The 18,176-nt window shown below is 68.9% G+C and carries 19 protein-coding genes, 1 tRNA gene and 1 riboswitch; of the genes, 8 read left to right on the top strand and 12 right to left on the bottom strand.

The features are described 5' to 3' along the window. Positions 1 to 16 precede the first annotated feature (16 nt). From AB0L37_RS08905 to AB0L37_RS08895, 3 genes are all read right to left on the bottom strand, one after another. A complete protein-coding gene (locus tag AB0L37_RS08905) occupies positions 17 to 934 on the bottom strand; it encodes an ATP-binding cassette domain-containing protein (protein WP_365502121.1) in 918 nt (305 codons plus the stop codon). An 84-nt stretch (positions 935 to 1,018) separates the two neighbouring features. Further along, positions 1,019 to 1,783 carry an ABC transporter permease gene (locus tag AB0L37_RS08900; RefSeq protein WP_365502119.1) on the bottom strand — a complete coding sequence of 255 codons (765 nt, stop codon included), beginning with the start codon at positions 1,781 to 1,783 and terminating at the stop codon, positions 1,019 to 1,021. Positions 1,784 to 1,826: 43 nt separating this feature from the next. Next, positions 1,827 to 2,621: an ABC-2 family transporter protein gene (locus AB0L37_RS08895; protein WP_365502117.1), complete on the bottom strand. Its 795-nt coding sequence runs from the start codon at positions 2,619 to 2,621 to the stop codon at positions 1,827 to 1,829. 155 nt (positions 2,622 to 2,776) lie between these two features. On the opposite strand from AB0L37_RS08895, the gene AB0L37_RS08890 reads away from it, so the two are divergent. Continuing rightward, on the top strand, positions 2,777 to 5,050 hold the full coding sequence (locus AB0L37_RS08890) for a transglycosylase domain-containing protein (protein ID WP_365501876.1): 2,274 nt from the start codon (positions 2,777 to 2,779) through the stop codon (positions 5,048 to 5,050). Here AB0L37_RS08890 and sugE read toward each other — a convergent pair. The 3 genes from sugE to AB0L37_RS08875 form a co-directional block, all read right to left on the bottom strand. Then, positions 4,995 to 5,315 carry a quaternary ammonium compound efflux SMR transporter SugE gene (gene sugE / locus AB0L37_RS08885; RefSeq protein WP_365501874.1) on the bottom strand — a complete coding sequence of 107 codons (321 nt, stop codon included), beginning with the start codon at positions 5,313 to 5,315 and terminating at the stop codon, positions 4,995 to 4,997. The genes AB0L37_RS08890 and sugE overlap by 56 nt on opposite strands. A 32-nt stretch (positions 5,316 to 5,347) precedes the next feature. After that, a riboswitch (guanidine-III (ykkC-III) riboswitch) is annotated at positions 5,348 to 5,420 on the bottom strand. A 56-nt stretch (positions 5,421 to 5,476) separates the two neighbouring features. Next, positions 5,477 to 5,779, bottom strand: a complete 303-nt coding sequence (locus tag AB0L37_RS08880) for a co-chaperone GroES (RefSeq protein ID WP_365502115.1) — start codon at positions 5,777 to 5,779, stop codon at positions 5,477 to 5,479. 118 nt (positions 5,780 to 5,897) lie between these two features. After that, positions 5,898 to 6,236: a DUF3618 domain-containing protein gene (locus AB0L37_RS08875; protein ID WP_365501872.1), complete on the bottom strand. Its 339-nt coding sequence runs from the start codon at positions 6,234 to 6,236 to the stop codon at positions 5,898 to 5,900. A 163-nt stretch (positions 6,237 to 6,399) separates the two neighbouring features. On the opposite strand from AB0L37_RS08875, the gene bcp reads away from it, so the two are divergent. The 3 genes from bcp to AB0L37_RS08860 all read left to right on the top strand — a co-directional run bounded on the left by bcp (position 6,400) and on the right by AB0L37_RS08860 (position 8,626). Beyond that, entirely contained in the window at positions 6,400 to 6,867 is a 468-nt protein-coding gene (gene bcp, locus AB0L37_RS08870) for a thioredoxin-dependent thiol peroxidase (protein ID WP_365501870.1), read from the top strand. Between the two features lie 126 nt (positions 6,868 to 6,993). Continuing rightward, positions 6,994 to 8,496 carry a glycine betaine/L-proline transporter ProP gene (proP, locus tag AB0L37_RS08865; protein WP_365501868.1) on the top strand — a complete coding sequence of 501 codons (1,503 nt, stop codon included), beginning with the start codon at positions 6,994 to 6,996 and terminating at the stop codon, positions 8,494 to 8,496. Positions 8,497 to 8,542: 46 nt separating this feature from the next. Further along, positions 8,543 to 8,626: transfer RNA gene (locus AB0L37_RS08860), tRNA-Leu, on the top strand. Positions 8,627 to 8,699: 73 nt separating this feature from the next. Here the strand turns inward: AB0L37_RS08860 and rdgB are convergent. The 4 genes from rdgB to AB0L37_RS08840 form a co-directional block, all read right to left on the bottom strand. Continuing rightward, a complete protein-coding gene (rdgB, locus tag AB0L37_RS08855; protein ID WP_365501866.1) occupies positions 8,700 to 9,305 on the bottom strand; it encodes an RdgB/HAM1 family non-canonical purine NTP pyrophosphatase in 606 nt (201 codons plus the stop codon). Between the two features lie 22 nt (positions 9,306 to 9,327). Continuing rightward, on the bottom strand, positions 9,328 to 9,729 hold the full coding sequence (locus tag AB0L37_RS08850; protein WP_365501864.1) for a hypothetical protein: 402 nt from the start codon (positions 9,727 to 9,729) through the stop codon (positions 9,328 to 9,330). Between the two features lie 137 nt (positions 9,730 to 9,866). Beyond that, entirely contained in the window at positions 9,867 to 10,601 is a 735-nt protein-coding gene (gene rph / locus AB0L37_RS08845; RefSeq protein ID WP_365501862.1) for a ribonuclease PH, read from the bottom strand. A 327-nt stretch (positions 10,602 to 10,928) separates the two neighbouring features. After that, on the bottom strand, positions 10,929 to 11,219 hold the full coding sequence (locus tag AB0L37_RS08840) for a PTS glucose/sucrose transporter subunit IIB (protein WP_365501860.1): 291 nt from the start codon (positions 11,217 to 11,219) through the stop codon (positions 10,929 to 10,931). A gap of 142 nt (positions 11,220 to 11,361) precedes the next feature. Between AB0L37_RS08840 and AB0L37_RS08835 the strand changes: the two genes are divergently transcribed. The 3 genes from AB0L37_RS08835 to AB0L37_RS08825 all read left to right on the top strand — a co-directional run bounded on the left by AB0L37_RS08835 (position 11,362) and on the right by AB0L37_RS08825 (position 15,587). Beyond that, complete coding sequence (locus tag AB0L37_RS08835; protein ID WP_365501858.1) at positions 11,362 to 12,648, top strand: PTS transporter subunit EIIC; 1,287 nt, start codon at positions 11,362 to 11,364, stop codon at positions 12,646 to 12,648. A gap of 189 nt (positions 12,649 to 12,837) precedes the next feature. Next, positions 12,838 to 14,085: a PTS transporter subunit EIIC gene (locus AB0L37_RS08830; protein WP_365501856.1), complete on the top strand. Its 1,248-nt coding sequence runs from the start codon at positions 12,838 to 12,840 to the stop codon at positions 14,083 to 14,085. Positions 14,086 to 14,324: 239 nt separating this feature from the next. Next, positions 14,325 to 15,587 (top strand): PTS transporter subunit EIIC, encoded by a 1,263-nt coding sequence (locus AB0L37_RS08825; RefSeq protein WP_365501854.1) that lies wholly within the window; start codon positions 14,325 to 14,327, stop codon positions 15,585 to 15,587. Between the two features lie 66 nt (positions 15,588 to 15,653). Here AB0L37_RS08825 and AB0L37_RS08820 read toward each other — a convergent pair whose 3' ends face one another. After that, the gene (locus AB0L37_RS08820; RefSeq protein WP_365501852.1) at positions 15,654 to 16,406 is read right to left on the bottom strand and encodes an MBL fold metallo-hydrolase; all 753 of its coding nucleotides are present in this window, start codon (positions 16,404 to 16,406) and stop codon (positions 15,654 to 15,656) included. A gap of 198 nt (positions 16,407 to 16,604) precedes the next feature. Here AB0L37_RS08820 and AB0L37_RS08815 point away from each other — a divergent pair, with 198 nt between their 5' ends. Further along, positions 16,605 to 17,039, top strand: coding sequence for a type II toxin-antitoxin system PemK/MazF family toxin (locus tag AB0L37_RS08815; RefSeq protein ID WP_365501850.1), 435 nt, complete (start codon positions 16,605 to 16,607; stop codon positions 17,037 to 17,039). Positions 17,040 to 17,220: 181 nt separating this feature from the next. Here AB0L37_RS08815 and AB0L37_RS08810 read toward each other — a convergent pair whose 3' ends face one another. Further along, complete coding sequence (locus tag AB0L37_RS08810; protein ID WP_365501848.1) at positions 17,221 to 18,171, bottom strand: cysteine synthase; 951 nt, start codon at positions 18,169 to 18,171, stop codon at positions 17,221 to 17,223. Positions 18,172 to 18,176 lie beyond the last annotated feature (5 nt).

Genomic DNA, 18,176 nt, shown 5'->3' with positions numbered 1-18,176 from the left:
ACTCAGCGTACGGGCGTCAGGGCGCGACGGAAGTGTCCCGCGCGTACATCCGCGCGATCACGGACTCGATGTCCGGCTCCCGGACGGAGAGGTCGACCAGCGGGTATCGCTCGGCGATCCGCGCGACGAGCGGCGCGGCCGACCGCCCGGCGGGGAACGCCACCCACTGCCGCGCCCCCTCCACCTTGACCACCCGCACCCCCTCGCCGAACTCCAGCTCAAGCGGTGGCAGTTCGCGCTCCAGGTCGACGACGAGCGTGCGCTCCGCCGCGGCGCCGCCCGCCTGATGGAGCCCGTCCAGTTCACCGTCGTACATGAGGCGGCCGTGGTCGATGACCATGACGCGGCGGCACAGCTGCTCGATGTCGGTGAGGTCGTGCGTGGTGAGCAGGATCGTCGTGCCGCGCTCGGCGTTCAGGTCCCGCAGGAATCCCCGGACTTTGACCTTGGAGACGATGTCGAGGCCGATCGTCGGCTCGTCCAGGTAGAGCACCTCGGGGTCGTGGAGCAGCGCCGCCGCGATGTCGCCGCGCATCCGCTGCCCGAGCGAGAGCTGCCGTACGGGGGTGTCCAACAGGTCGCCCAGTTCGAGGAGTTCGACGCAGCGGGCGAGATTCTCCTCGTAGCGGCCGTCCTCGATCCGGTACATGCGGCGCATCAGCTGATACGAGTCGATCAGCGGGAGGTCCCACCACAGGGTGGTGCGCTGGCCGAAGACGACGCCGATGCGGTGCGCGAGGCGGGCGCGCTCGCGTGACGGGTCGATGCCCGCGACCCGCAGCCGGCCCGCGCTCGGCGTCAGGATGCCGGTCAGCATCTTGATGGTCGTCGACTTGCCGGCGCCGTTCGGCCCGATGTAGCCGACCATCTCGCCGCGCGGCACGGTGAAGCTGAGCGAGTCCACGGCCCGCACCTGCCTCCGCTCGCGCCGCATGAAGCCGGTCTTACGGCGTACGTCGAAGACCTTCTCGACGCCGTCGAGCACGATGAACTGATCGCTGTCGAAGGACACGTGGCCTCAACTCCCCGTGCTGCGGTACGTACGAAGCGCCGCCCGCCAGGCGGACAGCGCGAGGGCCAGGCAGGCGGCCGCGACCAGCGGCGGCAGGAACGCGACCCACTGCGGCAGGTCGAGCGGGTAGGGGCGGCCCAGGATGTACAGGCCGGGCAGCCAGTTCACGAAGGCGAGCGGCAGGACGAACGTGACGCCGCGCAGCAGGGTGTCGCCGAAGACCGTGGGCGGATAGCTGAGCATGGCGTTGCCGCCGAACGTCGCCGCGTTCTGCACCTCGGACGCGTCCTGCGCCACGATCTGGAAGGCCGCCCCCGCGATGAACACGGCCGTGAAGATGGCGGCCCCGCTGACCACGAGGACCGGCACGAGCAGCACCTTCAGCGGCGTCCACGCCACGTCGACCGACGCGATCCCCCAGCCGAGGACCACCACGCCCTGGCTGAGCCGCCCCAGTCGGCGCAGCGCGAACCGGTCGGCCGCGACCTGCGCGAGCACCGGCACGGGCCGCACCAGGAACGCGTCGAGCGAGCCGTCCCGCACCCGCTGCCCGAGCCGCCCCACCGACCCGAAGGCCAGGTCGGCGAGGCCGAAGGACGTGCCCGCCGCCCCGTACAGGAAGGCGATCTCGGCGAGCCCGTAGCCGCCGAGCCGGTCGACCTGCGTGAACATCAGCAGGATCCCGGCGAACTCCAGGCCGGTGGCCGCGAAGTTGCCGAACGTCGTCATCAGGAACGACGCCCGGTACGTCATCGTGGAGCGGATCCACATCCCGCCGATCAGGCGGTACGCCCGCACGCTCCCCACACCCTGGTCAGCCACCCTGCACCACCACCCGCCGCGTAGCCGCCCGCTGCAACAGCCGCCCCGCGCCGAGCAGCACCACCGCCCACATCCCCTGGAACGCCAGCGCCCCCGCCGCGCCCCGCTCCCCCATCAGCACATCGGCGGGCACCTGGAGCAGCGCCGACCACGGCAGCGCGCGGGCCACCTCGCCGAAGGCGCCCGGGAAGACGTTCAGCGGCAGCAGCATCCCCGACATGAAGTTCGCCACGAGCCCGGCCATCTGCACGACCCCGCTGCCGTCCATCAGCCAGAACGCGGACAGCGCCACGAGATAGCGCAGCGCGAAACTAACGGCCACCCCGAACACCAGCGTCAGCAGGAAGGCGAACCATCGCAACGGGTCGGCGGGCAGCGCCAGTTGGAAGACCAGCGCCCCGACACACACCGGCACGACCCCGCGCCCCAGGAACTGGAAGCCCGCCCGTCCCAGGTCCTGCGCCAGCCACCACGCCTGGAGGTCGACGGGCCGGTACAGGTCGACGGCGATGTCCCCGCTGCGGATCCGGTCCATCAGATCCGCCTCGAAACCGCCGCCGAGCTGAAGCACCATCACGGCGAACATGGCCTGCCCGATCCACACGTAGGTGAGCGCCTGCTCCTGCGTGTACCCGCCGAGATGTGGCCGCTCGTCCCACAGCGCGATGTACGTGCACGCGATGATCAGCCCGAAGACGGTGTTGGTGAAGACGCCGGCGAGGGTGGCCCCCCGGTACGTCGCGTACCGCCGGAACCCTCCGGCGGCGACGGCCGCGTACAGCCGCACCTCTCCCACCTGCGCCTCCCCGGGTTCGGACCGAAGCGCAGGAGCCTAGTGGAGCGAGGGCGTCGCCTGCCACGCATTTTCGCGGTGATGTAGCAGTCTTATGTGTCATACGAGGCGTACGTGACGTACGACGCGAATCAGGAGTTCCACAGGACATGAGCAGCGACGAGCCACAGCAGCCGCCGACCCCCACGGGGAAGCCGAAGAAGGCCAAGCGCCCCAGGCGCAAGGGCTGGCGGCGCCTGATCCCGACGTGGCGGATGGTGCTCGGCACGTTCATCGGCTTCATCCTGCTGTGCGTCGGCCTGTTCGCGCTCGGCTACGCCCTCGTGGACATCCCGCCCGCCAACGCGATGGCGACCGAGCAGAGCAACGTCTACCTGTACGCGGACGGCACCCAGATCGCCCGCGACGGCGAGGTCAACCGCGAGAACGTCCAACTCGCCCAGATCCCCAAGACCGTGCAGCACGCCGTCCTCGCCGCCGAGGACCGCGACTTCTACTCCGAGTCCGCCGTCGACCCGAAGGCGATGCTGCGCGCGGCCTGGAACACCGTCACCGGCAAGGGCAAGCAGTCCGGCTCGACGATCACCCAGCAGTACGTGAAGAACTACTACCTGGGCCAGGAACAGACGGTCTCGCGGAAGGTGAAGGAGTTCTTCATCTCCATCAAGCTCGACCGCGAGGAGTCCAAGGACGACATCCTGGAGGGCTACCTCAACACCAGCTACTTCGGCCGCAACGCGTACGGCATCCAGGCCGCCGCCCAGGCGTACTACAGCACCGACGTGGAGAACCTGACGACCGCTCAGGGCGCCTACCTGGCCGCCCTGTTGAACGCCCCGAGCGCGTACGACGTCGTCGCGCACCCGGAGAACAAGGGGCGGGCCGTGGCCCGTTGGAACTACGTGCTGGACGGCATGGTCAAGGAGAAGTGGCTGCCGGCCGCCGACCGCGCCGCCATGAAGTTCCCCGTGCCGGACGAGGAGGCACACGCGGCCAGCGGAATGTCCGGGCAGCGCGGCTACATCGTCCAGGCCGTCAAGGACTACATCACCACCAACGACATCCTCGACGAGAACACCCTCGCCACCGGCGGCTACCGCATCACCACGACCCTGCAGAAGAAGAAGCAGGACGCCTTCGTCGACGCCGTCGACGACCAGCTGATGTCGAAGGTCGACAAGGACGCCCGCAAGGTCGACCGCACCGTGCGCGCGGGCGGCGCCGCCGTCGACCCGGACAACGGCAAGGTCCTCGCCATGTACGGCGGCATCGACTACACGAAGCAGTACGTCAACAACGCCACCCGCCGCGACTACCAGGTCGGCTCCACCTTCAAGCCGTTCGTCTTCACCGGCGCCGTCGAGAACGGCTCGACGACCCAGGACGGCCGCGCCATCACCCCGAACACCATCTACGACGGCACCAACAAGCGCCCCGTGCAGGGCTGGGACGGCGGCTACTACGCGCCCGAGAACGAGGACGACGTCTCGTACGGCCCGATCACCGTGCGCACCGCCACCGACAAGTCCGTGAACTCGGTGTACGCGCAGATGGCCGTCGACGTCGGCCCCGGCAGGGTCAAGGAGACGGCGATCGACCTCGGCCTGCCGTCCGACACCCCCGACCTGACCGCGTCCCCGTCGATCGCCCTCGGCCCGGCCACCGCCAGCGTCCTCGACATGGCGGGCGCGTACGCGACACTCGCCAACCACGGCAAGCACGGCGCGTACACGCTCCTCGAATCCATCACCAAGAACGGCACGGACGTCGAACTCCCCGAGCGGGAGACCCGCCGCTCGGTCAGCCGCGAGGCCGCCGACACCACGACGTCGATCCTCCAGTCCGTCGTCGAGGGCGGCACCGGCACCGCCGCCCAGGCCGCGGGCCGCCCCGCCGCCGGCAAGACCGGCACCGCCGAGGAGGACAAGGCGGCCTGGTTCGCGGGCTACACCCCGGACCTCGCCACCGTCGTCGCGGTGATGGGCCAGGACCCCGACACCGGCGCACACACGTCCCTGTACGGGGCGACGGGCCTCGCCCGGATCAACGGCGGCGGATTCCCGGCGCAGATCTGGGCCCAGTTCACGAAGAAGGCCCTCGCGGGGACGCCCGTACGCGACTTCGACCTCGAACTCGAGGACGGCGCCGAGGAGTTGCCGCTCCCGCCGACGTCACCGGAGCGGTCGGCGCCCGCGTCCGACGAACCGTCGGCCACCCAAGAGCCCTCCGAGGAGGACACGGCCGGCGAGGAGCCCGCACCGCCGACCGCCGAGTCCTCGGAGACCGGGGAACCCCAGACGGACGGCGGCACGGGCGACACCGGCGGCACCGACGGCACCGGCGAGGACACCGGCGACAACGGCGTCCTCAATGACCTGACGTCACCTTCAGGCCGACGATCGCCACCAGCAGCAGAGCGATGAAGAAGATCCGCATGGCCGACGCCGGCTCCCCGAGCGCCACCATGCCGACGATGGCCGCACCGGCCGCGCCGATGCCGACCCACACGCCGTAGGCCGTACCGATGGGCAGGGTCTTCGCCGCGTACGACAGCAGCATCATGCTCGCGACGATCCCGGCGCCCGTGAACACGCTCGGCCACAGCCGCGTGAAGCCGTCCGTGAACTTCATGCCGATCGACCAGGCGACTTCGAGCAGTCCGGCGATCACGATCAGGATCCAGGCCATGAGAGGCACCTCCGTCAGTTGCTTCAACAGGGGGTGCGTCGTCTTTGCCAGATACTGCTTGCCCGGTACGGCGCGTCTCGTCGGGTGACTCAAAGGTAGCAAAGAACGCGTAAAGGGGCTGGTGACGATGGTCACCAGCCCCTTATTCGCAGCACAGGCCGCTACAGATACAGGCCCGTCGTGTCCTCGGTACCCTCGAAACGGTCGGCGGCGACCGCGTGCAGATCCCGCTCCCGCATCAGCACGTAGGCCACGCCCCGCACCTCGACCTCGGCCCGGTCCTCCGGGTCGTACAGGACCCGGTCACCCGGCTCCACGCCGCGCACGTTCTGCCCTACGGCGACGACGTCGGCCCAGGCCAGACGCTTGCCGACGGCCGCCGTGGCGGGGATCAGAATGCCGCCGCCACTGCGCCGCTCGCCCTCCGAAGCGTCCTGCCGGACGAGCACACGGTCGTGCAGCATCCGGATGGGCAACTTGTCGTGCTGGGTGCTGGACTTCTCGAGATTGGCGCTCACACGACGAAAATACCTGCATCACCCGCCGGTGCACTCCGCCGGGTCCGCCTCGGCCGGCGCCCGCTCAGCCCTTGCGGCGACGCGAACCCACCGCGAGCAGCCCGACGACACCGACGAGCACGAGCGCCACCGGCACGATCCGCTCCAGGCGCGGGGCGCCGTCCTCCGAGACCAGCTGGCCCTTCACGTCGGACACGAAGCGGTTCGCACCGACATAGGCCCGGCCCAGGGTGTGATCGACGTTCGACACGAGCTTGGCCTTGGCGTCACCGACGATCGTCTTGGGATGCACCCGCACCCCGATCTCGTCGAGCGTCTCGGCCAGGGTCTCGCGGCGACGCTTGATGTCCGCCTCGATCTGCGCGGGCGTCCGCGCATCCGACGTACTCGACGTGTCCGACACCGCGCTGCCTCCGTGGTCGCTGCGTAACTGTCTTGGTGTAACCGATGAAGCCGATGGAGCTTGTGGAGCTGATGGACAGTCTGTCAGCTCGCCGCGTCCCCCACCGCCCGGCACCCCTATTACGCTCGACCGGAGTCACCCACCCGCGAGGAGATGCGACGACATGAGCGAGCGACTTCAGCCCGGCGACACCGCCCCGGCCTTCACCCTGCCCGACGCCGACGGCAACGAGGTCTCCCTCGCCGACCACAAGGGCCGCAAGACGATCGTCTACTTCTACCCGGCCGCGCTCACCCCGGGCTGCACCAAGCAGGCCTGCGACTTCACCGACAACCTCGACGTCCTCGCCCAGGCCGGCTACGACGTCATCGGCATCTCCCCCGACAAGCCGGAGAAGCTCGCCAAGTTCCGCGAGAAGGAGAACCTCAAGGTCACCCTCCTCGGCGACCCCGACAAGAAGACGCTCGACGCGTACGGCGCCTTCGGCGAGAAGAAGAACTACGGCAAGACGTACATGGGCGTCATCCGCTCCACGATCGTCGTCGACGAGCAGGGCAAGGTCGAGCACGCCTTCTACAACGTCCGCGCGGCCGGCCACGTGGCGAAGATCATCAAGGACCTCGGCATCTGAGCCGACCCGCCCGGGTACCCACGTTGTGACGAAAGTCCCCTCTCAAGGGGACTTTCGTTTGCAACCGCCACCAGCGAGCAAGTGATCCCCTGGATAAGTTCCATGTCCAGAGAAGGGATCCACCCCATGACCACCGACACCGAGGAAGGGCCGGCGCCCGACCCGGAGGCGGTCAAGCGTCACCGCGCCCTCTTCCGCGCCGTCAACCGGCGCAAGAACCCGCCGCTGCGCCGTACCGACATCACGGTCACCGATGACGCGGCGGTCAAGCGGGCGGTGAAAGCGGCCTCGCTCGGCAACGCCATGGAGTGGTTCGACTTCGGCATCTACTCCTACCTGGCGGTGACGATCGGCCATGTCTTCTTCCCTTCCGGGAACGACACGGTCCAGCTGATCTCGTCCTTCGCCACCTTCGCGGTCTCGTTCCTCGTACGGCCCATCGGCGGCATGGTCTTCGGCCCGATGGGTGACAAGATCGGCCGCAAGAAGGTCCTGGCGATGACCATGATCCTGATGGCGATCGGCACGTTCGCCATCGGCCTGATCCCGTCCTACGCCACGATCGGCTTCTGGGCCCCGGTCCTGCTGATCCTCTTCCGCCTGATCCAGGGCTTCTCGACGGGCGGCGAGTACGGCGGCGCGTCCACCTTCATCGCGGAGTACGCACCCGACAAGCGGCGCGGCTACTTCGGCAGCTTCCTGGAGTTCGGCACGCTCGCCGGTTACGTCGGTGCCGCCGGCCTCGTCACCGTCCTCACCGCCGCTCTCGGCAGCGACGGCATGGAGTCGTGGGGCTGGCGCATCCCGTTCCTGGTCGCCGGGCCGATCGGCCTCGTCGGCCTCTACCTCCGGCTCAGGCTGGACGAGACCCCCGCCTTCCAGAAGCTGGAGGACGAGTCGTCCCACAAGGCCACGGACGCGGCCTCCACGGTCGAGACGACGGCCAAGGGCGACCTGGCCAAGATCTTCCGCGACTACTGGCCGACGCTGATCCTGTGCATCTGCCTCGTCGGCGCGTACAACATCACCGACTACATGCTCCTCTCCTACATGCCGACGTACCTGTCGGACGAGATGGGCTACTCGGAGACCCACGGCCTCCTGATCCTCATCGCGACGATGATCATCCTGATGTGCCTGATCAACCAGATCGGCAAGCTCTCCGACCGCTTCGGCCGCAAGCCGCTCCTGATGGCAGGCATGATCGGCTTCTTCGTCCTGTCGATCCCGGCCTTTCTCCTGGTCAAGAACGGCGCCCTGTGGGCGGTCTCGCTCGGCATGCTGATGCTCGGCCTCTCCCTGGTGTGCATGCTCGGCACGATGTCCGCGGCTCTCCCGGCCCTCTTCCCGACCCAGGTCCGCTACGGCTCCCTCTCCGTCGGCTACAACCTCTCGGCCTCGATCTTCGGCGGCACGACCCCGCTGGTCATCACGGCCCTGATCGGCCTCACCGGCTCCGACATGATGCCCGCGTACTACGCGATGGCCGCGGCCCTGGTCGGCCTCATCGCGGTGGCCTGCATGAAGGAAACGGCCCAGCAGCCCCTGGCGGGCTCGCCCCCGTCGGTGGAGACGGAAGAGGAAGCAGCAGAAATGGTCGAGTCCCAGGCCCCGGTACCGAAGTTCTGACGCCCCTGCCCCGCACCCGGTCGATCCCATTACGATGGGCGCGCACGCGGCCGTGGTGGAACTGGCAGTCACGCTGGGTTTAGGTCCCAGTGGGGTAACTCCCGTGAGGGTTCGAGTCCCTCCGGCCGCACCGGAAGACAGCGAAGGGCGCCCGTGTCCGTACACGGGCGCCCTTCGCCGTACCGCACGCGGCACCGGCCGGCTCAGCCCAACAACTCCCGCACCACCGGCACCAGCGCCCTGAACGCCTGCCCCCGATGGGAGATCGCGTTCTTTTCCGCCGGGGTCAGTTCCGCCGCCGTGCGGGTGTCGCCGGCGACCTGGAGGATCGGGTCGTAGCCGAAGCCGTTGGTGCCGGCGGGGGCGTGGCGGAGGGTGCCGCGCATGCGGCCCTCCACGACGCGTTCCGTTCCGTCCGGCAGGGCCAGGGCCGCTGCGCAGGCGAAGTGGGCGCCGCGGTGGCGGTCGTCGTCGATGTCGCTGAGCTGGGCGAGGAGCAGGTCGAGGTTGGCCTTGTCGTCGCCGTGTCTGCCGGCCCAGCGGGCGGAGAAGATGCCGGGCGCCCCGTTCAGGACGTCGACGCAGAGGCCGGAGTCGTCGGCGACGGCCGGGTGGCCGGTGGCCTGGGCGAGGGCGTGGGCCTTGAGGAGGGCGTTCTCGGCGAAGGTGACGCCGGTCTCGCGGACGTCGGGGACGTCGGGGTACGCGTCCGCGCCGACGAGGTCGTGGGGCAGGCCTGCGTCGGCGAGGATCGCGCGGAGTTCGACGATCTTGCCGTTGTTGCGGGTGGCGAGGATGAGGCGGGTCATGCGGCCCAGCCTACGAGGACCGCTACGGCGTGCAGACCTTGGTGAGTTCGCCTGCCGCGTCGGTGACGGGGGTGACGTCCGGGGTCTCGTCGCCGTTCTTGATGGCCGTACGGACGTTGTCCACGGCCTTGTTGAGGTCGCCGACGGCCTTGGACACGTCGGCGTTGTCGGTCTTGTCGCCGATCTTGTCGAGGTTCTTGTCGATGGAGGCGAGTGCTTCGTCGGCCTGCGCCGGGTCGTTCGAGGCGTTCTCGACGGCCTGCTGGAGGTCGGTGACGCTGTCCGCGATGGAGTCGGCGGTCTGGACGCAGTCGAGTGCCTTGTCGACGGCCGAGCAGCCGACGGCGGCCGGGATCGCGATGAGTGCGGCGGCTGCGGCGAGTACGGCTGTGCGTCGTGGGCGTGATCGGCGGCGCGCGGGCATGGAACGGTCCTCCCCTGAAGTACGGACAGGTGCGGGGGCGTGATGCCGTGCACCTGTCCGTAGTGACGCAGTCGGTGGCTGTGCGGTTGCTGTACCGCCGCCACCCTACTTGGGGATTTCTTTACCTATGGAGCGAGTTAGGCGAGGGGGCCTTCAAGTGCCTTGCGCTGGGCGGCGGCGAGTTCGTCGCAGCCGGCGACGGCGAGGTCGAGGAGGGAGTTGAGCTCGCTCCGGTCGAACGGCTCGGCCTCGGCGGTGCCCTGGACCTCGACGAAGCGGCCGTCGCCGGTGCAGACGACGTTCATGTCGGTGTCGGCGCGGACGTCTTCCTCGTAGCAGAGGTCGAGGAGCGGGACGCCGCCGACGATGCCGACGGAGACGGCGGAGACGGTGCCGGTGAGCGGTTCGCGGCCGGCCTTGATGAGCTTCTTGGTCTTGCCCCAGGCGATGGCGTCGGCGAGGGCGACGTAGGCGCCGGTGATGGCGGCGGTGCGGGTGCCGCCGTCGGCCTGGAGGACGTCGCAGTCGAGGACGATGGTGTTCTCGCCGAGGGCCTTGTAGTCGATGACGGCGCGCAGCGAGCGGCCGATGAGGCGGCTGATCTCGTGGGTGCGGCCGCCGATCTTGCCGCGGACGGATTCGCGGTCGCCGCGGGTGTTGGTGGCGCGCGGGAGCATGGAGTACTCGCCGGTGACCCAGCCCTCGCCGCTTCCCTTGCGCCAGCGCGGGACGCCTTCGGTGAAGGAGGCGGTGCAGAAGACCTTGGTGTCGCCGAAGGAGACGAGGACGGAGCCTTCTGCGTGCTTGCTCCAGCCGCGTTCGATGGTGATCGGGCGGAGCTGTTCGGGGGTGCGGCCGTCGATGCGAGACATGGACACGAGCGTAGCGGGAGCGGGCGGGGTCGAAGGTCCTGAGGGGGCGGGGGCGAAGGCCTGGCTGCGGGCGCAGCAGTGGGAGGACATCACCGGGGTGCACGGTCCGACGGAGCGGCGCCGGCGGAGGTCGGTGAGCTGTGCGGGCATCTGGTCGAGCAGTGTCCGGACGACGGCGCGAACCCGGATGACGTGGCGATCCTGGCGTTGCGCATGAGGTGAGTGCGCGGACGAGGACGGCCGCCGCCCCCTGCGGACGAGGACGGCCGCCACCCCTGTGACAGGGGTGGCGGCCGTCCTCGTGCGGGTTCGCTCAGTGGGAGCGGATCACATCATGTCTTCGATGTCGGCGGCGATCGGGTCCGCGTCGGTGCCGATGACGACCTGGATGGCGGTGCCCATCTTCACGACACCGTGGGCGCCGGCGGCCTTCAGGGCGGCGTCGTCGACCTTGGACGGGTCGATGACCTCGGTGCGCAGGCGGGTGATGCAGCCCTCGACCTCTTCGATGTTGTCGAGCCCGCCGAGCCCGGCGACGATCTTCTCAGCCTTGGTGGCCATTTCGTTCTCCCTGTTTTTCCGGGCCCGCCTTTGGGCCGCTTTGTCACGGTAACTCACGGTTGGCCCAACTTCGCGAGCGGTAACTCCACCCGTGACGAAAGATGACGAGCACGTGGACCGAGCCGTGCCTCAACTGGTCTACACCAGTCGACAGACTACCCAACGCCCGCCACACGTGGCTTGTTCCGGGAGGACGCCCATGAGCGCGAACGCTGCCGCCGCACCCCGACCGAGTCCCTGGGGCAACTTCTTCCAGGGCCTCCAGAAGATGGGGCGCAGCCTGCAGTTGCCGATCGCCGTGCTTCCCGCCGCGGGCATCGTCAACCGCCTCGGCCAGCCCGACGTCTTCGGCGCCGACGGCCTCGGCTGGAACAACGTCGCCAAGGTCTTCGCGGGCGCGGGCGGCGCGCTTCTCGACTCCGACCTGGGCCTTCCGCTGCTGTTCTGCATCGGTGTCGCGATCGGCATGGCGAAGAAGGCGGACGGCTCGACAGCGCTCGCCGCCGTGGCCGGCTTCCTCGTCTACCGGGGCGTGCTGCACCAGTTCCCCATCGACTGCGCCGACGGGGCGAAGGCCGTGGCGGTCGGCTGCCAGGCGGCGGACAACACCGTGTCGGCGTTCCAGTTCCAGAACCCGGGTGTCTTCGGCGGCATCATCATGGGCTTCCTGGCCTCGTTCTTCTGGGTCCGCTACCACCGTACGAAGCTCGTGGCCTGGCTGGGCTTCTTCAACGGCCGCCGGCTCGTGCCGATCATCATGGCGTTCATCGGCATCCTCTTCGCCGCGCTCTGCCTGTGGATCTGGCCGCCGATCGGTGACGGCCTGGAGTCCTTCTCCAACTGGCTGGAGGATCTGGGCTCCGTCGGTTCGGGCATCTTCGGCGTCGCGAACCGTGCGCTGCTCGTGATCGGCCTGCACCAGTTCCTGAACGTGCCGCTGTGGTTCCAGTTCGGCTCGTTCACGAAGCCGGACGGCACGGTCGTCCACGGTGACATCAACATGTTCCTGGCCGGGGACCCGAACGCCGGTATCTACCAGTCCGGCTTCTTCCCGATCATGATGTTCGCCCTCCCCGCGGCCTGCCTCGCGATGTACCACTGCGCGCGTCCCGAGCGGCGCAAGGCGGTCGGCGGCATGATGCTCTCGCTCTCGCTGACCTCGTTCGTCACGGGTATCACCGAGCCGATCGAGTACTCCTTCGTCTTCATCGCGCCGCTCCTGTACGCGGTGCACGCCGTGCTCACCGGTGTCTCGATGGCGGTGACCTGGGCGCTCGGCGTCAAGGACGGCTTCAGCTTCTCGGCAGGACTGATCGACTACGTCATCAACTGGGGCCTGGCGACGAAGCCATGGATGATCATCCCGATCGGTCTGTGCTTCGCGGTCGTCTACTACGTGATCTTCCGGTTCGCGATCACGAAGTTCGACATCAAGACGCCGGGCCGCGAGCCGGAGGAAGAGGTCGAGGACCTCACGAAGGCCTGATCCCCCGCTCCGTAAGGGCCCCCGGACCATCGGTCCGGGGGCCCTTCGGCGTGTTCTGCCGACCGAAGGACCCTGATTCTCCCCTTACGGGCCTTTATGGCGTTCCTACCCCCTCTGAATGGTCTAAACCAGTAGGTGCATCGGACGGCGAGCCGTCCGTCGACACCGGCGTCGGCACAGAGGAGAGCGATGAGTACGGCCACGGCCACGGCCCCCGCGAAGAAGCGGGGCTCCGGGATCTTCCAGGGGTTGCAGAAGATCGGACGCAGTCTGCAGCTGCCGATCGCCGTGCTGCCCGCCGCGGGCATCATGGTCCGCCTCGGCCAGCCCGACATCTTCGGCGACGACGGCCTCGGCTGGCACCGGGTGGCCGACGTGTTCAGCCAGGCGGGCGGCGCCATCACCGGCAACCTGCCGATCCTGTTCTGCATCGGCGTCGCCATCGGCTTCGCGAAGAAGGCCGACGGCTCGACCGCGCTCGCCGCCCTCGTCGGCTTCCTCGTCTACAGCAAGGTGCTCCAGGCCTTCCCGGTGCACGAGGCGGTCATCAACACCGGTGCGGACACCCCCGCGGTCTACAACGACCCGGGCGTCCTCGGCGGCATCGTCATGGGCCTCATATCCGCGGTCGTCTGGCAGCGCTACCACCGCACCAAGCTCGTCGACTGGCTCGGCTTCTTCAACGGCCGCCGCCTCGTCCCGATCATCATGGCCTTCGTCGGCATCGTCGTCGGCGTCCTGTTCGGCCTGGTCTGGGAGCCCATCGGCAACGGCATCACGAACTTCGCCGAGTGGATGACCGGCCTCGGATCCGGCGGCGCCGCCCTGTTCGGCCTGATCAACCGCGGCCTGATCCCCATCGGCATGCACCAGTTCGTGAACGCGACCGCCTGGTTCCAGCTCGGCGACTTCACCAACGCGGCCGGCGACGTCGTGCACGGCGACATCCCGCGCTTCCTCGCGGGCGACCCGACGGCCGGCATGTACCAGGCGGGCTTCTTCCCGATCATGATGTTCGGCCTGCCCGCGGCCGCGATCGCGATGGCCCACTGCGCCCGCCCCGAGCGCCGCAAGGCGGTGCTGGGCATGATGATCTCGCTGGCGGCGACCTCGTTCGTGACCGGCGTGACCGAGCCGATCGAGTTCTCGTTCATGTTCATCGCGCCGCTCCTGTACGTGATCCACGCGGTGCTCACCGCCGCGTCGATGGCGATCACCTGGGGACTCGGCGTCCACGACGGCTTCAACTTCTCGGCCGGCTTCATCGACTACGTCCTCAACTGGAGCCTGGCGACGAAGCCTTGGTTGATCATTCCGATCGGCCTGGCCTTCGCGGTGATCTACTACACGGTCTTCCGGTTCGTGATCGTCAAGTTCGATCTCAAGACCCCGGGACGTGAGCCCGAGGAGGAGATCGAGGACCTCACGAAGGCATAACAAGCCACCCACCGAAACGGGCAAATCACCCCGAACCTCCCGAGGCTCGGGGTGATTTGCGTCCACCGCGAATCACATGGGTTCCTTACGCCGCACTCACGTGCTACAACAGGTCTAAACCAGTGAAGTGGTGTAGACCACGAGGGCCGCCCGAGGGTGGCCCTCAGCACTGCCAGGACGCCGCCGTCCCCCCTCAACTCCCTGTCCAGGGCGGCGCCTTGCCTTCTTGGAGGAAGCACATGAGTACGGACACCGCTACGGCGGCGCCCGCTAAGAAGCGGGGCTCCGGCCTGTTCCAGGGTCTGCAGAAGGTCGGCCGCAGTCTCCAGCTGCCGATCGCCGTGCTGCCGGCCGCGGGCATTCTGCTCCGCCTCGGCCAGGCCGACGTGTTCGGCGCCGACGGCCTCGGCTGGGACAAGGTCGCCTCGGTCTTCGCGACCGCCGGTGGCGCCGTCTTCGACAACCTGCCGATGCTCTTCTGCATAGGCGTGGCCATCGGCTTCGCCAAGAAGGCCGACGGCTCGACCGCACTCGCCGCCCTCGTCGGGTTCCTGGTCTACAGCAACGTGCTGAAGGCCTTCCCGGTCACCGAGGCCGTGATCAACACGACGAAGAACAAGGGTGTCGACGTCGCGGCGACGTACAACAACCCGGGTGTCCTCGGCGGCATCATCATGGGTCTGCTCGCGGCCGTGCTGTGGCAGAAGTTCCACCGCACCAAGCTCGTCGACTGGCTCGGCTTCTTCAACGGCCGCCGCCTCGTCCCGATCATCATGGCCTTCGTCGGCACCGTCATGGGCGTCTTCTTCGGCCTGATCTGGGAGCCCATCGGTGAGGGCATCTCCAACTTCGGCGAGTGGATGACGGGTCTGGGCGCCGCCGGTGCCGGCCTCTTCGGTCTGATCAACCGCGCGCTGATCCCGGTCGGCATGCACCAGTTCGTGAACACCGTCTCCTGGTTCCAGCTGGGCGACTTCCACGACGCCACGGGTGCCGTGGTCCACGGCGACCTCAACCGCTTCTTCGCGGGTGACCCGACCGCCGGTCAGTTCATGTCGGGCTTCTTCCCGATCATGATGTTCGGCCTCCCGGCCGCCGCCCTCGCCATCGCGCACGCCGCCCGCCCCGAGCGCCGCAAGGCCGTGATGGGCATGATGATCTCCCTCGCGCTGACCTCGTTCGTCACCGGTGTGACCGAGCCGATCGAGTTCTCGTTCATGTTCATCGCGCCGGTCCTGTACGCGATCCACGCGGTGCTGACCGCCCTGTCCATGGCCGTCACCTGGGCCCTGGGCGTCCACGCGGGCTTCACCTTCTCCGCGGGCTTCATCGACTACGCGCTGAACTGGAACCTCGCCACCAAGCCGTGGCTGATCATCCCGATCGGTCTGGTCTTCGCGGTGATCTACTACGTGCTCTTCCGCTTCGCGATCACCAAGTTCAACCTCACCACCCCGGGCCGTGAGCCCGAGGAGGAGATCGAGGACATCACCAAGGCGTGAGCCAGGGGCAGTTGACCTCATGACGAAGGCCCCGGAACCGCTACGGTTCCGGGGCCTTCGCCGTGCTCAGATCTCGTACGTCACTCCGGGCGCGGCCAGGTCGACGGGACCGTCGTACACGGACCGCGCGTCCGCGAGGTTGACCTGGGGGTCGGTCCACGGCGGGATGTGGGTGAGCAGGAGCTTGCGGGCGCCCGCGCGCTGTGCCGACTCCCCCGCCTCGATGCCGTTCAGGTGCAGCGCCGGGATGTTCTCCTTGCCGTGTGTGAACGCGGCCTCGCACAGGAACAGGTCGCTGTCCTGGGCCAGTTCGTCGAGTGCGGCGCACGGGCCGGTGTCCCCGGAGTACGTGAGCGAACGTCCGCCGTGCTCGACGCGGATCGCGTACGACTCGACGGGGTGGCAGACCTTCTCCATGCGTACGGAGAAGGGCCCGATCTCGTACGCACCCGGCTTGACCGTGTGGAAGTCGAAGACCTCGCTGAAGGCGGAGGCCGAGGGGGTGTCGGCGTGCGCCGTGGTCAGGCGCTGCTCGGTGCCCTCGGGTCCGTAGACGGGGATGGGGTCGCAACGCCCGCCGTCGTGGCGGTAGTAGCGCACGACGAAGTACGCGCACATGTCGATGCAGTGGTCCGCGTGCAGATGACTGAGGAAGATCGCGTCGAGGTCGTAGAGACCACAGTGGCGCTGCAACTCGCCCAGGGCGCCATTGCCCATGTCGAGGAGCAGCCGGAAGCCGTCGGCCTCGACGAGGTAGCTCGAGCAGGCCGAATCCGCGGACGGGAACGACCCCGAGCAGCCGACGACGGTGAGCTTCATTAGAGCCGGAACCTCCGCGCTGGCGGTCGGGAAGCGGGATGGAGACGGGACCCGTAACGGGACTGAGGGGTCTGTCGAGCGTAAGGCGCAAAAGGTCGGGTGGCTCCTCCGTCACGGGCTGTTGTGGGCGAACTCACCTGCGCTGTCACCGGTTCGGGGGGCGCGCGCCCCCTGCGCCCCGCCGGTACCGTCATGGCTATGGACACGTCCTGGTGGCTCGCGCTCGCGGCCGTCGTGCTGCTCGCGCTCGTGGCGACGCTGGTCGACGGCTGGGGCCGCGGCACGCGCCGCCGCGGCCGCGTCTCGCGGGAGCGGGGGTCCGGCGGGCCGCAGCCGGGTGACATCTGGTGGGCGCGGGTGCCGTACGAGGACGGGCCCGGCGGCAAGGACCGGCCGTGCCTGGTGCTGTCCCTGCGCGGGGACGCCGCGCTGGTCGCGAAGATCACCAGCAAGTACCACGACGAACGCCCCGGGGTGATCGCGCTGCCGCCGGGTGCGGTGGGTGACGCGCAGGGCCGCGCGAGCTTCCTGGAGACGGACGAGCTCCGCGATGTGCCGCTGGCGGACTTCCGGCGCCGCTCGGGCGTCGTGGACCCGGCGCTGTGGGATCAGGTGCGGCATCTGGGGCGGTGAGCCCTTGTGCGTTGCCGGGTGCGGCCGGGTGGGGGTTGCGCGCGCAGTTCCCCGCGCCCCTGAAGGCTTGCGGCTTCGCCGCTTGCCTTCACAGGGGAGATGCCGCACCGGAGGTGCGCATCTCAGGGGCGCGGGGAACTGCGCGACCGGCCCCCACCGAACGGGCGGCCGAACAGATCGCTCAGGCCCAGAGCTGGCCGTGCAGGACCTCGATCGCTTCCTCGGTGGTGGCCGCCGTGTAGACGCCCGTCGAGAGGTACTTCCAGCCGCCGTCGGCGACGACGAAGACGATGTCCGCCGACTCGCCGGCCTTCAGGGCCTTCTTGCCGACGCCGATCGCGGCGTGCAGCGCGGCCCCCGTCGAGACGCCCGCGAAGATGCCCTCCAGCTGGAGGAGTTCACGGGTGCGGGTGACCGCGTCGGCTGACCCCACCGAGAAGCGCGTCGTCAGGACGGACGCGTCGTACAGCTCGGGCACGAACCCCTCGTCGAGGTTGCGCAGCCCGTACACCAGGTCGTCGTAGCGCGGCTCGGCCGCGACGATCTTGATGTCCGGCTTCTGCTCGCGCAGATAGCGGCCGACGCCCATGAGCGTGCCGGTGGTGCCGAGGCCCGCCACGAAGTGGGTCACGGAGGGGAGGTCCGCCAGGATCTCCGGGCCGGTCGTGGCGTAGTGCGCACCCGCGTTGTCCGGGTTGCCGTACTGGTAGAGCATCACCCAGTCGGGGTGCTGCTCGGCCAGTTCCTTGGCGATGCGCACGGCCGTGTTGGAGCCGCCCGCGGCCGGGGAGGCGATGATCTCGGCCCCCCACATGGCGAGCAGGTCGCGCCGTTCCTGCGAGGTGTTCTCCGGCATGACGCACACGATGCGGTAGCCCTTGAGGCGGGCCGCCATCGCGAGCGAGATGCCGGTGTTGCCCGAGGTGGGTTCGAGGATGGTGCAGCCGGGGGTGAGCCGGCCGTCCTTCTCGGCCTGTTCGATCATGTGGAGCGCGGGGCGGTCCTTGACCGAGCCGGTCGGGTTGCGGTCCTCGAGCTTCGCCCAGATCCGTACGTCGTCGGAGGGCGACAGACGCGGCAGGCGCACCAGCGGGGTGTTGCCGACCGCGGCCAGGGGGCTGTCGTATCGCATGCGTC

This window comes from Streptomyces sp. NPDC052225 (genome assembly GCF_040679615.1).
In the GTDB taxonomy this organism is placed as follows: domain Bacteria; phylum Actinomycetota; class Actinomycetes; order Streptomycetales; family Streptomycetaceae; genus Streptomyces.
This window is presented reverse-complemented; position numbering and strand designations above follow the sequence as displayed.

Bases quoted from the DNA above. Each gene is read 5' to 3' on its own strand.
- AB0L37_RS08905 (WP_365502121.1), bottom strand. From the start codon at position 934: ATGCGGCGCGAGCGGAGGCAGGTGCGGGCCGTGGACTCGCTCAGCTTC.
- AB0L37_RS08900 (WP_365502119.1), bottom strand. From the start codon at position 1,783: ATGTGGATCCGCTCCACGATGACGTACCGGGCGTCGTTCCTGATGACG.
- AB0L37_RS08890 (WP_365501876.1), top strand. From the start codon at position 2,777: ATGAGCAGCGACGAGCCACAGCAGCCGCCGACCCCCACGGGGAAGCCG.
- sugE (WP_365501874.1), bottom strand. From the start codon at position 5,315: ATGGCCTGGATCCTGATCGTGATCGCCGGACTGCTCGAAGTCGCCTGG.
- AB0L37_RS08880 (WP_365502115.1), bottom strand. From the start codon at position 5,779: ATGCTGCACGACCGTGTGCTCGTCCGGCAGGACGCTTCGGAGGGCGAG.
- bcp (WP_365501870.1), top strand. From the start codon at position 6,400: ATGAGCGAGCGACTTCAGCCCGGCGACACCGCCCCGGCCTTCACCCTG.
- proP (WP_365501868.1), top strand. From the start codon at position 6,994: ATGACCACCGACACCGAGGAAGGGCCGGCGCCCGACCCGGAGGCGGTC.
- rdgB (WP_365501866.1), bottom strand. From the start codon at position 9,305: ATGACCCGCCTCATCCTCGCCACCCGCAACAACGGCAAGATCGTCGAA.
- AB0L37_RS08850 (WP_365501864.1), bottom strand. From the start codon at position 9,729: ATGCCCGCGCGCCGCCGATCACGCCCACGACGCACAGCCGTACTCGCC.
- rph (WP_365501862.1), bottom strand. From the start codon at position 10,601: ATGTCTCGCATCGACGGCCGCACCCCCGAACAGCTCCGCCCGATCACC.
- AB0L37_RS08835 (WP_365501858.1), top strand. From the start codon at position 11,362: ATGAGCGCGAACGCTGCCGCCGCACCCCGACCGAGTCCCTGGGGCAAC.
- AB0L37_RS08830 (WP_365501856.1), top strand. From the start codon at position 12,838: ATGAGTACGGCCACGGCCACGGCCCCCGCGAAGAAGCGGGGCTCCGGG.
- AB0L37_RS08825 (WP_365501854.1), top strand. From the start codon at position 14,325: ATGAGTACGGACACCGCTACGGCGGCGCCCGCTAAGAAGCGGGGCTCC.
- AB0L37_RS08820 (WP_365501852.1), bottom strand. From the start codon at position 16,406: ATGAAGCTCACCGTCGTCGGCTGCTCGGGGTCGTTCCCGTCCGCGGAT.
- AB0L37_RS08815 (WP_365501850.1), top strand. From the start codon at position 16,605: ATGGACACGTCCTGGTGGCTCGCGCTCGCGGCCGTCGTGCTGCTCGCG.
- AB0L37_RS08810 (WP_365501848.1), bottom strand. From the start codon at position 18,171: ATGCGATACGACAGCCCCCTGGCCGCGGTCGGCAACACCCCGCTGGTG.